Source organism: Parabacteroides faecis (assembly GCF_014647375.1).
GTDB classification, from domain to species: domain Bacteria; phylum Bacteroidota; class Bacteroidia; order Bacteroidales; family Tannerellaceae; genus Parabacteroides; species Parabacteroides faecis.
Genome location: NZ_BMPB01000022.1, coordinates 11,554 through 27,477 on the forward strand (window position 1 = coordinate 11,554; position 15,924 = coordinate 27,477).

Sequence of the window (15,924 nt, forward strand, 5' to 3'; positions counted from 1 at the left end):
TTTTACGAATTACGAATTGAGAGATTGCCCAAAGTTACAAAATGCTGTAATATGTACAATAAATTTCGTAATATTAATATTTGATATTGATCTATAAACAGCTATTACTTCGCTTCCTTTACCTATTCAATTGTATACATGGCACGCTGATACCACAGAGTAACCTGCGCGATCAACGTGCCATAATAATATTTATATATCTTTATGTTTCTATTTGAAACCCGGATTCTGCTCCAATGCCGGATTACGTAATGTCTCCTCCAGTTTGATAGGAGCAAAATACATCTTGTTATCCCATTTACGTTTCTCTATGTAGTTCAGATTGAGGACGGTCCAGGTATAATTATAAACGTCTTCATCATGTACATATGGTAACGTAGCAGTCTTACCCGGTTTCAAACGACCTACAATAGTGATACCCGTCAACTTTTTACTGCTTGTCTCCGGAGCTATCATCCAACGACGTACATCATAATAACGAGAATGCTCGTAAGTTAATTCTACACGACGTTCATGGCGCAAAAACTCACGTAGATTATTCTGATTGAAAGCCTGTCCCCGAACAGCCAAAGTAGCTCTTGTATCCGGACGTCCGATACGACCACGGAGGGCATCCAAATAAATAGCCGCTTCATCCAACTTATTCAGTTCAATACAAGCTTCGGCTGCAATCAGGTACATTTCGGCCAAACGAATATATGGCATCGGACAGATCTGGAAATTATGCTCGGTCGCAGAAACCGTACCATCGATTAATTTCTTTTCCAGATAACCTGTGTACGTTCCGTTCCAGTTTTCGATATTAGACATACGGGAATCTACACCAACCATACCGTTGAATTGTTGCTTTTTGATAGCATTATTTTCATCATCCACTGATTGTATGGCATTGACTTCAGCACCACCGCTACTCAATTCATAATATCCGAACTGCAGGTTACCCAATGGAGTTGCATCGAACACAGCTCCATCAGAGGCTCTGGGACGTCCCCATTCTGCTCCGTCATAGCCGATTGTTGCATAGAAACGTGGTTCGCGGTTTGTATACGGATTCACAGTTGTTTCTTCGCCGGCTTTCAGCAAGGTGTTCGGGATCTTTCCGTCTTCCGTCTCAAATGCCATGACCAAATCGTGAGTCGGAGCAGTACCTGCCCAGTTGTGGTATCCATTCGGACCATGCAGTAAGGCTACGCGGTTACGAACCCAGTTGTCGGCATCCTTATCTTTGTTTACATACTGTTTGGACCAGATTGTTTCGTCATTATTCGTGATAATGATATTATGGAATTTTTCTGCAATATCCTTGATTGTACCTGCATTACAGTCGATAAGTGAATAATTACCATCGTTAATTACCTCTTTAGCTGCATCCAGTGCCTTTTGATATAAAGCTTGCCGGTCGCCTGTGTATTGATTACATGCCAAAGTGTTGACAGAACGGTCTGCAAACAACGGACTGGCAATATGCAGCAATAAACGAGCCTTCAACGCTTTAGCGGCTCCCCTCGTTGCACGGCCTAAGTTTGCACCGGTCTGTTGTTCCGGCAATAAGCTAACAGCTTGTTCAATGTCTTTTAATATAAAATCCATAACATCAGCCACATTGGAACGTGGCAGTTCCATTTCTGAAGCCTCTTCGATGCTGTACACATGGTCTACGATAGGCACGCCACCAAAGCCACGGAGCAGTTCCGTATAGATATACGCCCGAAGAAAATAAGTTTCACCTTTCAGGACATTCAAGTCTACCCCTGTTTTCTGAGGAACGTTGTCTATATTTTCCAATACCAGATTGGCACGGTAGATCGCTTTAAACTGTTTGCTCCATCTAAACGGACAGTCGTCACGATCGTAAGCGGCCAAGTTGCTAGGAGAGACGGTTGCTTCGTTTATATCACGACATCCATATACGTGTGTAAAGAACCCGTCATCTGTCCATGCTTCAGGATTTACTTCTTGTGCGATGTCACATACATACGAATAAACATCGGTAACAACTGATTTTGTCAAATCGGCATCTGCCCAGACGGTTGCTTCGTCATACTGGTCTTCCGGTGTCAGATCCATAAAGTCGGAACAGGAGCTGAATGAAAATGTTAGTCCTGCGACAGCTGAAAGACAAATATATTTTAGTCTTGTTTTCATAATAATTACGTTTTAGAATGTTGCTTGAACTCCAAAATTGATGATTTGTCTCAGAGGATAATCTCCTAAGTCTTTACTGCGCTGTTCCGGGTCGGCATCTTTTACACCATCAATGGTAAACAGGTTACTACCGTTTGCATAGAGGCGTAAATTGGAAATACCTGCCTTCTTCAATCCTCCGAAATTAAAAGTATATCCGAGCTCGGCATTCTTCAAACGCAGGTAATCGGCATTTCGCAAGAAATAGGTGTTATCATTGTTAATCCAGTACTGATTCTCACGGTCCCATGCACGTGGCCCTTCCGAATACGGATTTTCCGGTGTCCACCGTTTATCGAAGTCACTCTTCAGGAAATTACCAACCAGACCGGACCATGTTTCGATGTATACCTGAGCCCCTGTTGCACCCTGGAATAATAACATGATATCCCAGCCTTTCCACCTGGCAGTAAGTGTCAAACCGGCAACGAAGCGCGGCTCCTGGTTCTTCTCCGGACGGACGCGATCCAAACCATCGATTTTACCATCACCGTTCATATCCTTAAAACGAATATCGCCCGGCACCGTGTTATCTGAATACAACAGACCTTTTGCCCGCGCCTCATCGATTTCTGCCTGGGTATGGAAAATACCGTCTGCTACATAAAACAACAAGTCGCGGCTACCCACTGCTTTACCTGTTGATAACTGGTATCCAGGAACATTTTGCACTTCATCCCAGAAGGTTATCTGGTTTCTTGCGTATGTCATATTCAAAGAGGCTCCATATTCTACCTGGCCGATTTTGTCTTGCCAACTTACCAAAGATTCAAAACCTCGATTTTTCATTTCCCCCAGGTTCTCACGAGGTAAGGTGATACCGGTAATTTCCGGCAGAGACGCATTACGTGAGATCAACATATTCGTACGTTTGTGGTAGAATACATCTGTCTCCCAACTTAATCGGTTCTGTAAGAATTTGAGATCTAAACCTACGTTATAGGTCGTACCAACTTCCCATGTGATATTCGGGTTCGGAGTACGGCTTGGATACAATCGTTTATTTTCAACTCCACCAAATGCTATACCATTGTTGTTGAATGCATATGTTGTCAGATATTGGATGGAATGGTCGTATTTGTTATCTGAATCTACGAGGGCATCATTACCAGTCTGAGACACGGAACCGCGCAACTTAAAATAGTCGATGAAACGAACATTTTCTTTCCACCATGATTCCTCAGACACACGCCAGGCTGCAGATACACCAGGGAAGAAACCGTAGCGTTGATCTTTCGGAAAGCGGTAGGAACCATCGACACGCCAAACGAATTCGAATAAATAACGTTCCAGATAGTTATAAGACACACGGCCGAAATAGTTCAGACGAGTCTCTTTCCAGGAGTAACCAGTTGCTTTCTGACCTTCTTCACCACCTAAATTCAGTTCAGGTTTACTATCAGAGATGAACCCTTGACGATAAGCGAAGGTTTCTTCATATTGTTTTTTCTGACCTTCCATACCGAATGTAACACCGAGCGTATGTTTCCCGAATGTACGGTTGTAGTCGATCAAACCGTTGAGCATCCAGCCGAGTTGTTCGGTATGTTTGCGTTCCAATGTCGGAGAATCTATCCATTGCTTGGAAGAGCTCAAGCCTTCACTGCTTTCGTTTACTCCATCCCAGGAATACAAATAAACCGGTTTTTCCATTTTTCTACGATTCTGGAAATGGATATCATAAGAAGCGTTACCACGCAACATCAAACCTTCGATCCAGGGCACTTTTACATTTACGGAAAAGTTGTTCTGGATATACTGGTCTTTGTAGTGGTCGAAACCTGCAAGGTCTGTACTCGTCACAGCCGGGTTGTCACCACGTTCGATAGCCGGCCCCGGTTCACCTGTTGGCCACCATGCCGGTTGATCCGGACGGGTACGACGTGCATTACCAAAAATATCGCCAGATTGTTTAGCCGGATATTTGGTATCTTCCAAACGGGCAGCTACTCCAAGCTGAAAATCTACGTATTGACTGGTCTTGACATCTAAATTTGTACGCAAGCTATACTGGTCATAGCGGTTGGCTGAATTTCTATACAAACCATCTTCCCCGTTCGCACCGAAATTAGCATAATATTTTACTTTATCCGTACCGCCGGATATACCGATATCAGCGCGATAGATAGGAGAAACTGGTTTTATAATTTCATCAAACCAATCCGTATCCGGATATTTCCATGGATCAGCATGTGTACGGAAACCCTCGATTTGTTCATCTGAGAAAGAACCCGGAAGTACTTCGTTTAACATTGTTGCGTACTCATACGAGTTTGTCATTTCCGGTATGCGGGTCGGCTTAGAGAATCCACCACTTGCATTGAACGAAACAACCGGTTTGCCTTCTTTACCGCGTTTGGTAGTAATCAAAACTACACCATTGGCAGCACGGGCACCATAAATAGCGGCAGCAGCATCTTTTAATACTGAAATAGATTCAATTTCAGTCGGATTCAAACGATTCATACCACCATCACGATCAGGTATACCATCAATTACAATCAACGGATCATTACTTCCCAAGGAGTTAGTACCACGTATACGAATTGTCGTACTACCGCCACCCGGTTCGTCAGCAGTTTGAAAACCAATAACACCCGGCATACGACCGACCATAGCACTGGTCAAGTTACTCGTCGGAGACGCTTTCAGCTCCTCTCCCGATACACTGGCAACAGCACCTGTTACCGTTACCTTTTTCTGTACTCCATAACCGACTACTATAACCTCGTCCAGTTTCTGAGTGTCTTCTTTTAATGTTACATTGATCGATGATTGAGAACCCACCACAGTCTCCTGCGTCTGGTAGCCTATATAAGAAAAGACAAGTATGGCATTGGCCGGTACTTCCAATTGATATTTACCCTCCATATCGGTAATTATACCGATTGTCATTCCCTTTACTGAAACATTTACACCAATAAGAGGATCCCCTGAAGCATCAACAACCGTTCCCCTGACATTTTTCTGCTGTGCAAATACATTTGTCGTACAAAAAGTTAAAAGCAATAAGGTTAACATTCTGAATAATTTACTTTTAACACGACATCCTTTTAAATGTATGTCTAAAAAAGATTCTTTCATTTCCTTCTGTTATTAAATGAATATAAGGTTAAAAAACACAATGGATATGACTACATATCCGAATAGAAAACATTGGAATTAAAAATTCATAATCATAGGCAAGCAATATTAAAATGAATACTAGTGAATTATATAAACTTAAACTTTATCTTCTCCATTACTTAACAAAGTGCAATCTTTATTACAGAGAAGCAACTGGCATATGCCTTGGCAACCGTATTACTAAGGGAAACGGTCCCCTTCATACACATACCGGACACCTCGTTTGCCTACTAAGCATAACTTTCTATACATCAACATTATCTTCAGACAAATTAGGTTAACTATTAGACTTAATAGCAAAATGTTTCAAAATGGGAACATAGGGTCTATTAAGAGAATTAAGAAAATCACAGCAGCAAAGATATTACATTTTGTTATATTAGCAAATATAAGTGCAATTTTTTATTACAAATATCATTTATTTATTCAAACCACAAACACTAAATTGCTTGCATGAACGATATATTGAGAAACATAGATGCAATTCGCAGGAACAAAGGATATTCGCAAGAATATCTAGCTAGTCAGATTGGCTTAAAACAAGCAGGATTAAGCCTTATCATGTCGGGAGAGCGGGAACTAAAATACAACACATTATTACAAATTGCAAATGCTCTACAAGAATCAGTAATAGATATTATTGCATATCCGGATAAATATGTTCTGAGCAAGGAAAGTAATATATCAACAGAAACAATATTGCAAATCAAACTGGACAACGATAAAAAAGAACAGGTGCTAAAAATCGTTTTCGGAGATGAAGCAGCAGAATTGCTAAAAGGAAAGTGATATTTTTATCTGTTGGAAAGATCAGATCCGGCTTATTGGACAATAAACCGGATCCTATTATTTATATTATGTTCTATAACTGTTTATACTAAGGTAAAAAACGTCGGAAATTATTTCCCAACCGGCTTCAACCCCATCTTTGCCGCCCGTTCCAGCATGAATTGTTTGGCAGCCTCGTATTCATTGGGAATGACACCATCCAGGATAGCATTCTTTATGGCTTCTTTGATCACTCCTACAGGCTGTGAAGGAGGAAGGGCAAAAGTTTCCATGATTTCTTCTCCGGAAACAGGAGGCTGAAAATTACGGACCCGGTCTTTTTCTTCTATATCCGCCAGCTTTTCACGGACCAGACGGAAGTTATTCAGGAAGCGACGGACTTTATCCGGATTTTTACTGGTAATATCCGCTTCACAAAGTTTCATCAGATCATCGATATCGTCACCGGCATCGAAAAGCAAACGGCGGATTGCAGAATCAGTCACCTCGTCATCGGCCAAAGCGATCGGACGCATGTGCAATGTAACCATCTTCTGCACATATTTCATCTTTTCGTTCATCGGCAACTTCATACGACGGAAAATCCCCGGTAACATACGTTCACCGATGAAGTTGTGGTTGTGGAATGTCCAACCCAAACGAGGATCGAAACGTTTGGTGGCAGGTTTGCCGATGTCATGGAAAATAGCACTCCAGCGGAGCCACAAATTATCCGTTGTCTTGCTCAGACGATCCAGAACCATTAACGTATGGGCAAAGTTATCCTTATGCCCGATACCTTCTTTTGTCTCCGCACCTTTCAACGCACAAAGTTCCGGGAAAATAAGTTGCAGTAAACCGCTTTTATCCAATAATTCAAAACCGATGGAAGGCTTCGGGGAAAGCACGATTTTGTTCAACTCATCAACGATCCGTTCCTTAGATATAATAGAGATCCGCTCCTTGTTACGTTCGATCGCCTCAAACGTATCGGGATGGATAAAGAAGCCCAGTTGTGAAGCAAAACGGACAGCACGCATCATACGCAAGGGGTCATCGCTGAACGTTATATCAGGGTCGAGCGGTGTACGGATAATCAAGTTATCCATATCTTCCAAACCACCGAAAGGATCTACCAGTTCTCCATAACGGTCTTTATTCAGACACAGAGCCAGGGCATTGATGGTAAAATCGCGCCGGTTCTGATCGTCTTCAAGCGTACCGTCTTCCACGATTGGTTTCCGGCTGTCATGGCTGTACGACTCTTTCCGGGCACCCACGAATTCAATCTCCAGGTCACCAGATTTCACCTGTGCCGTTCCGAAGTTCTTGAAAACGGACAAGTGCGTCTTTTTACCCAACTTATTGGCTACTGCTTTTGCTAATTCTATCCCGCTGCCTACCGCAACGACATCAATATCTTTTGACGGACGGTATAAAAAAATATCCCTGACGTAACCGCCAATCACGTAAGCTTCAACACCCAATTCGTCTGCAGCCTCTGAAATTATGCGGAACGGCTTTGCCGATATATGATTTAAAATATCTTCCTGATCTATATACATTCGCTTTATTTATCTCACTCATTGAGACTGCAAAGATAAAAAATATATCTTTGCACACAGAACGAATAAGATAAACAACATGAAGAAGTCAGCAATATGTATCGCACTTGCCGCTGTAACACTGGCAGCCTGCAACAATGCAGAGAAAGAAGCCCAGGCCCGGTTGAACAATGCAAAAAGCATGTATGAACGAAATGAACTCTTCGCCGCAAAGAGTGAAATAGACAGTATCCGCACACTCTATCCGAAAGAATTCAAAGTTTTGAAAGAAGGTCTTTCCCTTATGAGGCTCGTTGAAGTAAAAGAAGCGGAAAGAAATATCGCCTTCTGCGACAGCCTTATTCCTATTAAGACAGAAGAGGCCGAAGGTTTGAAAAAAGGATTCGTTTTTGAAAAAGACAGTGTCTACGAAGAGATCGGTAATTATATATGGAAACAGCAAACGGTAGAACGAAACGTACAGCGTTGCTATATCCGTAGCGGGGTTAACGAAAAAGGAGAGATCTACCTTGCCAGCGTCTTTTACGGCGGTGCCCCGATCAACCATACAGGAATAAAGGTCAGTACACAGGACGGACAGTTCGCAGAAACGGCTTCTATCCCATATGACGGCGGCGTGAATTATCGTTTCAAAGACCTGGGTAAAACAACAGAAGTTGTCACTTACAAAGGCGAAAAAGGTCTCGATGCCGCCAAATTCATTGCTGCAAATGTAAAAGAGCGTGTCAAAGCCGAATACACAGGCGGTAAACCCTATACATTATATATTGCCGATGGAGATAAAAAAGCCATTGCCGCTACTTTTGAACTGGCAATGGTTTTAAGCGACCTGGAAAATCTCCAGAAAGAAAAAGAAAAAGCAACCAAGCGAATTGCTTATTTGAAAAGCAAACTGGATAGTAATACGGAAGAATAAAATTCATTTTACTTCATAAAAAAACCGGTCCCCACTAAAATAGGAACCGGTTTTTTATTGGTTATATCTTTCGATCTTTTTACTTCACGATCACCTTGTAAGCTTTGTCACCTTCAACCGATACAATCACAACACCTCTGGATGTTTGAACTGATTCATTATCGGATGATACAAGACGAGAACCGATCGTCTGACCCAGAATATTCGATAAAGTGATCTTCTTACCTCTGGCATTACGAATCTGGAATTCACCGGTACTACCGATTACCTTAATTGTATTCGGTGCTTCGATCTCTTCGTTAGCCACAGGAGCGGGAGCGTTCTCGATCGTAAACTCAGCCATCGGAACAGGCTGCATCACAGCAAACCCATTCACCATACCGACATACGGTTTAGCATCATTCTTTTTGAACTCACTCTGGTTTTCCAGATAATAAGTGCCACCTTCCACAATTTTTAAAGCAAAAAGAGTCGGACTATTTTCCATCGTTTTAACAGATTCATCGGAAGTAAACACGGCACGTCCGCCCAAAGTATCACTGGCTGCCAGATAATAGCGGGTTTCGTCACCAGCTTTCGTTCCTATAGCCTCACAAGAGATGTAATACAACTGTTTACCCAACGGACTATTTTCTGCTTTCTCAACCCAGAGACTAAAATTATCTTCCGTATAACCGGATTTCGTAATCTCATTACCTTCGATCTTCAATTCAGCCAGGAATGTATTCGGGTTCATCACCAACGAATTATTAGCAGTAGAAAAACGCTTATGGCCTGCTTCCATAGTTGCATACTCAGGAGCATCGGCAGACAAGATTGTAACATAAGCCGGATTCTTTGTCAATTGAAGACAGCCAGTATTCTGTAGATCCATTCCAACGTAACGACTCTCACTATCACCCACAACTTTCATTGTACACCATTGTCTTGTCTCATTAAAAACAAAACGGAATGAAAGAGGCTCGCCTGTCGCAGACAATTTCAAACTATCACTTTGAGCTGCAATCTTATCTGTTCCGAACAATGTCCGCAACTGATACGATATAACAGAGATTTCATCGCCTAACTGTTTTGCGCCAGCTACTACTTGCGTACCATTCGGTACCAGTTTGAACACAATCTGGTTAGAGGCACCACTTCCATCTATTACTTTCAAGATAGAATCGTTAGTAAATGTATTCAGATAAGCAGGACCTATCGGAACTCCGGGTATCATATGAAGCGTAAATCCTTTCTCGGCCAATTCTTTCTCTGTATAAGCCAGTGAACCAAGATATTTATCATTCAAATCGACTGACACTGCAGTAACTGTTACAGAGTCTCCATCAAATAAATAGGTATCCTCCATTCCTGCCACTTCAAATATTTCCTGATTCAATATAAAAGCATTATCCGATTCACGGTCGACAACAGAATATTTACCATTTTCAGTCTTTATATACCATTGTCCTCTCGGCAAGTTCACAGAAGGAACACTGTCTCCACCCATAAAAGAGTTTTTCTTAACATAATATTTACCGCCATTGGCTCCTTTGCTTGCACTCTGGAGGAAATAAACACCTGAACCTGTCGGTATATCAGCATGAGTACCTTTAGAAAGTGCCACATAAGGAACAGCTCCTTGCAATACTTTGCCAGACTCGTCAATCTTTGATACTGTCAAAACCTGCTTTGTATCTACACTGGCAACTACAACCTGAACGGTGTCAGCATCTAACGGGGTTTCAGCAGCCAATGGAGTAGCTGCAACGAACATAGCCAACGAATCATTTTTCAAATCGATTGTAAATTTAAATTGTTGCCATGCAGCATTCGGCCTCTGTACCGTACGAGTAGAATCTAAAGAAAACCTATATCCGAAAACATCTTTCGCTCCGGAAATGGTTGTTTTCAATGTATCGATTCCAAAATATTTGGCAACTCCATTCGGATAGGCTCTATCTTCTTTAGACTGCAAAGCGACGTAGCCAGCTTTTCCAGGAACATCTTTTGCTATCAGATCTTTACCTGAAAAGATATCTCCCTCATAAGTTGCACCGAATTCTAATTGAAAAGTTGTAAAGCCACCACCTAATTGATCAGCTTTCAAAACAAACTTCTCAGTAGGAGCTATTACTGAAAAATCTTCACCTGATTTAGAATCAAGAATAGACAAATCTGTATTAGTAATAGAGAATGACAAATACTTATCTCCACTATAATAAGCCTTTAAACCATCTTTTTCATCAAAAATCCATCTATGAGCCACTCCATCTACTACCGAAACCAAATTTGGAACAGGTTTTTCTGCCGATGCAAAAGCCAGATATTGTAAAGTAACTTTATTCCTAATTGAATATGTAGTAACACCTAAGCTCGTTTGTTTTTCCATGATTTGCCACAAGGCAGAATCTAAAGCAGCTTTAGTCATTGATGTTTCATCAATCGGTTTCACCACAACGGAGTCCGATTTGATACCAGACAGTGACAGATAACCTCCTTCAGACTTCAAATAATAGAAATTATCTGTAGACCCTAAATCTGTGACTTCTGCAGCATTTATAGTGAATGAACTTACTGCCATCAAAGCAGCAGCCAATAAAGTAGATTTTTTATTCATATATTATTTCATTCTTGGTTTATACTTCCATATAATACTAGCTACAAAGATAAATTATTTTAAATATCAAACAGCTATAAAAACACTAAAAGATGCTTACAATCATCTATATTGTACAAAACCAGTTCTTTTTATGTCAACCTATTCCAGTCATTATTAAAGCCTTCTTTATACAAACATTATACATAAATAAAAAAACTTTTTTCAAGGAAGCCGGAAACAAGCAAAAAAACTACCGTTTTCAGTGACAAAACTGCCTGATATTGTGTACCTTTCCACCCATACTCTTTTCATTTTCATCCCATACTTTTCAGCGGCTGATAATTGTCAGCCATACGGCCGATAATTATCAACCATACGGTTGATATTTGTGAACCGATCGGTTGATGGTTATCAACCACTGATTAGTACGGCATGTAATTTTATTTACCACGTATACTAATTCAAATTACATCGTAACAAAAACCAAATACAATAGCGAATGTCTTTGATAAGTTTCCTCCCCTGACAAAAAACACTTACCTTAGTGCCGTAATTCAAAAAATTATGGTAACAGAAGAATTAAAAAGACTCTACTACGGATACACAGGTTCACAGGCCGAAGATATAACTGAACTTCCTTCATCAGGCTCTAACCGCCGGTATTTCAGAATATCCGGACCGAAGACACTGATCGGGGTCAGCGGCTCTTCCCAGGAAGAGAATAAAGCTTTTATTTATATGGCCGGATTTTTCAAAGGAAAAGGTATCAACGTTCCGGAGGTACATTTCCATTCGGACGATTATTCCTTTTATCTGCAGGAAGACCTGGGAGATACCATGCTCTTCAACGCCATAGAAAAAGGACGTAAAAGCTGTGTGTTCGATGAAGAAGAACGTCGTCTGTTACACAAGACAATCACGAAGCTCCCTTCTATCCAGTATGCAGGAGCCGACGGATTCGATTACAGTAATTGTTACCCTCAACCGGAATTCAACGAGCGTTCCATTCTCTGGGACTTGAATTACTTCAAATATTGTTTCCTGAAAGCAACAGGCATGGAGTTTCAGGAAGACCGTCTGGAAGATGATTTCCAGAAAATGAGCGATGTCTTATTACAAGACGCCTCTCCTACTTTCCTGTATCGGGATTTTCAGTCACGTAACGTGATGATCAAAGAAGGCGAACCCTGGTTTATTGATTTCCAGGGAGGACGGAAAGGGCCGGTCTATTATGATGTAGCCTCTTTCCTCTGGCAGGCCAAAGCCAATTACCCGGAAGATTTAAGGAATGAATTGCTAGCCGATTATTTGCAGGCATTACGAAAATATACGGACGTAGACGAAGAATATTTTTTCCGTCAACTACGTCATTTTGTCTTATTCCGCACCTTACAGGTGCTGGGCGCTTACGGATTCAGAGGATACTTTGAAAAGAAACCACATTTTATCCAAAGCGTCCCTTTTGCCATCAACAACCTGCGACAGTTATTAAAGAACGATTATCCGGAATATCCGTATCTGTGTTCCGTCCTGAGAGAATTGACCGGTCTGACTCAATTCAGGGACGATATACAAAAACGGATGCTGGAAGTCAAGATCGTCAGTTTCGCATATAAAAAAGGGATACCGAACGACCCGAGTGGAAACGGCGGTGGTTTCGTCTTCGATTGCCGGGCAATCAATAACCCCGGGAAATATGAACGATACAACCACTTTACGGGGCTGGACGAGCCGGTGATCCGTTTTCTGGAAGAAGACGGAGAGATTACTCAGTTCCTCGAACATGTATATACGATTGTCGATGCTTCGGTAAAACGTTATCTGGATCGCGGATTCACGAACCTGATGATCTCTTTCGGTTGTACCGGCGGACAACATCGTTCCGTCTATTCGGCACAGCATCTGGCAGAGCATCTGCATGCGAAATTCGGAGTAAAAGTAGACCTGACCCACAGGGAACAGAATATAGAACAAATCTTTGACGCAATATTATGAAAGCTATGATTTTTGCAGCCGGTATGGGGTCCCGCCTCAAGCCGATGACTGACAATACCCCAAAAGCATTGATACCAATAAATGGAAGACCAATGTTGGAGCATGTGATCCTGAGACTAAAGGATGCAGGGTTTCATCAAATCGTTATCAACGTTCACCACCTGGGAGACCAGATCATTGATTTCCTGGCCGCCAATAACAATTTTGGCGTTCAGATCCATATTTCCGATGAACGGGATTATCTGCTCGACACCGGAGGAGGAATAAAAAAGGCTGCCAAATTTCTCCAGGGAAACGAACCGTTCCTGGTACACAATGTCGATATCATGTCGAATGTCGACCTGAAAAAGTTATATGATCGTCACCTGGAAACCAATCCGCTTGCCACCTTGCTGGTCAGTAAACGCAATACATCACGTTATCTCCTGTTCAATGAAAAGAACCGATTATGCGGATGGCGTAACCACGAAACCGGAGAAGTTAAATCTTTCTATCCGGATTTCGACCCTAATCAGTACAACGAATATGCTTTTAGCGGTATCCATGTCTTATCGCCTAAAATATTCGACTGGATGGAAGAATGGACGGGAAAATTTCCGATCATCAATTTTTATCTCTCGATCTGTGCCAAGACGAATATCCACGCTTATGCAGCCGAAAACCTGCGGTTACTGGATATAGGAAAACCGGATGCGCTGGCTAAAGCGGAAGAATGGATGAAAAATCAATAAAAAGGTAGGTGGCTTTAGCTGGAAATGTATTCAAACAATTCTGACTAAGGCCATCAACAATGGCAAATAATCTTTCAGTTCGGTACGAAGAAGTTTCAATGCCTGTTGAATACGGTAATCGACTGTTTTAGACGAAACATTCAGTTTTTCTGCAATCTCGCTATAAGTCATATTCTGGAACCGGTTCATTTCAAAAGCTTCCCGATAGCTTGCCGGCAAGCGGGACAAGGCTGTTTCAATATTTCTTGCCAGTTCTTCCACGATGTAAAAATCAGGATCCTCATACTGAGCCTGCATATTTACAGAGATAGTATCGACTATCCGCTGTTTCAGCTCGTTACGATTAATCAATGTAAGACATCTGTTCTTTACGGCCCTAAACAGATAATTTTTAGGAGAAGACTCGATCACCTGCATGGAACTATTCTCCCAGAACCAAACCATCACATCCTGTACTATCTCCTGTCCGTCATCAAAATCGACAAATCGTTTAGCATACGCACATAACAAAGGATAGTAACGCATAAACAAAATATCGAATGCTTTCACATCACCAACCTGGATCCTTTGAAAAAGAATCTCGTCGTTTGTTTTGTCTGTTACAGTAGAAAGCATATAAAAAGTATTTAGTTCTAGTAAGACTATGGTTAATATGGTTGATTTTGTGGGCGTTGATATATCTAAAAGCTTGTATTTTTTAACATTATAAAAACTTAATCGGAATGTAATAGGTCAATGTGTTGAAAAATGTTATTTTTGCACAACTATATACATGAGTCTTACTAGAACTCTTTCAGTAATCAAAAAAAATTATCACAAAAAAACACTTTTTCGTTTAGGAGGTTTCCCTGTTCATTAGTCTTAATTATAAAAGAGACAAAATGGACACACAAAAACATATAGACGAACAAGCATTATTGGACTATTTTTCCGGTACTCTTTCCCCTGTCCAAAAACAGGAGGTGGAAGCCTGGATACAGGAAACTGAAGAAAACCGGAAAATAGCCCGGGATATCGAATACATCTACTTTGCCACAGATACGATCAATACGATCAAATCCATCGATTCGACCAAAGCATTAAAGGAGGTAAAAGTCAGATTCAGCAAAAAAGAGAATAATAAACGATCTTTCATTCTCCAATTACAACGGATCGCGGCGATTCTTGTTATACCCTTATTAATCAGCACACTCTATTATGCAACAAAAGAAGAACCGGTCGAATTCATAGAAATCAGGACTAATCCGGGAATGGTTGCAACCGTTAATCTCCCTGACGGCAGCAAGGTATGGCTCAACTCCCGCTCTTACCTGAAGCATCCGCAGAAATTCACAGGAGACACACGAAACGTTGAAATGGAGGGTGAAGCTTATTTTTCCGTACAAAAAGATAAATCGAAAAAATTCATAGTAAACACTCCTTTTAATCTGAAAGCGGAAGTGTTGGGTACAGAATTCAATATGGAAGCTTATAAAGAGAGTAATAAGGTGGTCACGACGCTGATCTCCGGCTCTGTAAGACTCTCATTCCAAAACAAAAACAATACAGAAGAGACGATGATCATGAAACCCAATGATGAAATCTCCTATAACTCAAAAACCAGAGGAGTCAGCCTGAGCAAACCTTATCTTCCTACGCTAACAGCCTGGAAAGACGGTTTGGTTATTTTCAGAAACACTCCATTTGAAGACGCATTAAATGTATTAAGTAAACGATTCAATGTTGAATTCATCGTAAAGAATGATCTTCTATATGAAAACTCATTTACGGGACCTTTCGACGGGCAACATCTGCATCTTATACTTGAACACTTCCGCTTATCATCCGGCATTCATTATAAGTTCGTTGATCCGGAAACAGGAACAGATAAAATATCAGAAAAAACAATTGTTGAACTATATTAAATGTATAGAAGTATGAACAACCTAAATTCAAGTACTAAAATGAAAACATTCGAACCTCCTTAAAAAACATACGGGAAAATATTGGCGTATTTCCCCGTATGAAAAACAACTGAAAGCTTGTTTGGCGACAAGCTCCAGCAAATGAATTTTTTTA

Annotated in this window: 10 protein-coding genes; 5 read left to right on the forward strand and 5 right to left on the reverse strand. The window is 41.2% G+C overall.

Translation table 11 applies throughout. The annotated features are described in order from the left end of the window. Nucleotides 1–210: 210 nt before the first annotated feature. Together IEY67_RS24425 and IEY67_RS24430 are read right to left on the reverse strand one after the other, a co-directional pair. Complete coding sequence (locus IEY67_RS24425; RefSeq protein WP_183669067.1) at nucleotides 211–2,145, reverse strand: RagB/SusD family nutrient uptake outer membrane protein; 1,935 nt, start codon at nucleotides 2,143–2,145, stop codon at nucleotides 211–213. Between the two features lie 12 nt (nucleotides 2,146–2,157). Beyond that, nucleotides 2,158–5,205 carry a SusC/RagA family TonB-linked outer membrane protein gene (locus tag IEY67_RS24430; RefSeq protein WP_183669065.1) on the reverse strand — a complete coding sequence of 1,016 codons (3,048 nt, stop codon included), beginning with the start codon at nucleotides 5,203–5,205 and terminating at the stop codon, nucleotides 2,158–2,160. A gap of 558 nt (nucleotides 5,206–5,763) precedes the next feature. Here IEY67_RS24430 and IEY67_RS24435 point away from each other — a divergent pair. Continuing rightward, entirely contained in the window at nucleotides 5,764–6,099 is a 336-nt protein-coding gene (locus tag IEY67_RS24435) for a helix-turn-helix domain-containing protein (protein ID WP_122376405.1), read from the forward strand. 110 nt (nucleotides 6,100–6,209) lie between these two features. On the opposite strand, the gene IEY67_RS24440 is transcribed toward IEY67_RS24435, so the two are convergent. Further along, nucleotides 6,210–7,643, reverse strand: coding sequence for a CCA tRNA nucleotidyltransferase (locus tag IEY67_RS24440; RefSeq protein WP_122376404.1), 1,434 nt, complete (start codon nucleotides 7,641–7,643; stop codon nucleotides 6,210–6,212). 79 nt (nucleotides 7,644–7,722) lie between these two features. On the opposite strand from IEY67_RS24440, the gene IEY67_RS24445 reads away from it, so the two are divergent. Continuing rightward, nucleotides 7,723–8,559 (forward strand): hypothetical protein, encoded by an 837-nt coding sequence (locus IEY67_RS24445; RefSeq protein WP_122355638.1) that lies wholly within the window; start codon nucleotides 7,723–7,725, stop codon nucleotides 8,557–8,559. Between the two features lie 79 nt (nucleotides 8,560–8,638). Here the strand turns inward: IEY67_RS24445 and IEY67_RS24450 are convergent, their stop codons facing one another. Next, nucleotides 8,639–11,158 carry a DUF6383 domain-containing protein gene (locus IEY67_RS24450; protein ID WP_122376403.1) on the reverse strand — a complete coding sequence of 840 codons (2,520 nt, stop codon included), beginning with the start codon at nucleotides 11,156–11,158 and terminating at the stop codon, nucleotides 8,639–8,641. Nucleotides 11,159–11,704: 546 nt separating this feature from the next. Here IEY67_RS24450 and IEY67_RS24455 point away from each other — a divergent pair. Next, a complete protein-coding gene (locus IEY67_RS24455; protein ID WP_122355642.1) occupies nucleotides 11,705–13,135 on the forward strand; it encodes a RapZ C-terminal domain-containing protein in 1,431 nt (476 codons plus the stop codon). Continuing rightward, entirely contained in the window at nucleotides 13,132–13,866 is a 735-nt protein-coding gene (locus IEY67_RS24460; protein ID WP_122355644.1) for a nucleotidyltransferase family protein, read from the forward strand. Before IEY67_RS24455 ends, IEY67_RS24460 begins: the two co-directional genes overlap by 4 nt. A gap of 30 nt (nucleotides 13,867–13,896) precedes the next feature. Here IEY67_RS24460 and IEY67_RS24465 read toward each other — a convergent pair whose 3' ends face one another. Further along, complete coding sequence (locus IEY67_RS24465; RefSeq protein WP_122375802.1) at nucleotides 13,897–14,481, reverse strand: RNA polymerase sigma-70 factor; 585 nt, start codon at nucleotides 14,479–14,481, stop codon at nucleotides 13,897–13,899. A 266-nt stretch (nucleotides 14,482–14,747) separates the two neighbouring features. On the opposite strand from IEY67_RS24465, the gene IEY67_RS24470 reads away from it, so the two are divergent. Beyond that, entirely contained in the window at nucleotides 14,748–15,770 is a 1,023-nt protein-coding gene (locus IEY67_RS24470; protein WP_183669063.1) for a FecR family protein, read from the forward strand. Nucleotides 15,771–15,924 lie beyond the last annotated feature (154 nt).

What these genes read in the sequence shown, in the direction of transcription:
- IEY67_RS24435 (WP_122376405.1), top strand. Translation starts at nt 5,764, where the DNA reads ATGAACGATATATTGAGAAACATAGATGCAATTCGCAGGAACAAAGGA.
- IEY67_RS24470 (WP_183669063.1), top strand. Translation starts at nt 14,748, where the DNA reads ATGGACACACAAAAACATATAGACGAACAAGCATTATTGGACTATTTT.
- IEY67_RS24455 (WP_122355642.1), top strand. Translation starts at nt 11,705, where the DNA reads ATGGTAACAGAAGAATTAAAAAGACTCTACTACGGATACACAGGTTCA.
- IEY67_RS24440 (WP_122376404.1), bottom strand. Translation starts at nt 7,643, where the DNA reads ATGTATATAGATCAGGAAGATATTTTAAATCATATATCGGCAAAGCCG.
- IEY67_RS24425 (WP_183669067.1), bottom strand. Translation starts at nt 2,145, where the DNA reads ATGAAAACAAGACTAAAATATATTTGTCTTTCAGCTGTCGCAGGACTA.
- IEY67_RS24430 (WP_183669065.1), bottom strand. Translation starts at nt 5,205, where the DNA reads ATGTTAACCTTATTGCTTTTAACTTTTTGTACGACAAATGTATTTGCA.
- IEY67_RS24450 (WP_122376403.1), bottom strand. Translation starts at nt 11,158, where the DNA reads ATGAATAAAAAATCTACTTTATTGGCTGCTGCTTTGATGGCAGTAAGT.
- IEY67_RS24465 (WP_122375802.1), bottom strand. Translation starts at nt 14,481, where the DNA reads ATGCTTTCTACTGTAACAGACAAAACAAACGACGAGATTCTTTTTCAA.
- IEY67_RS24460 (WP_122355644.1), top strand. Translation starts at nt 13,132, where the DNA reads ATGAAAGCTATGATTTTTGCAGCCGGTATGGGGTCCCGCCTCAAGCCG.
- IEY67_RS24445 (WP_122355638.1), top strand. Translation starts at nt 7,723, where the DNA reads ATGAAGAAGTCAGCAATATGTATCGCACTTGCCGCTGTAACACTGGCA.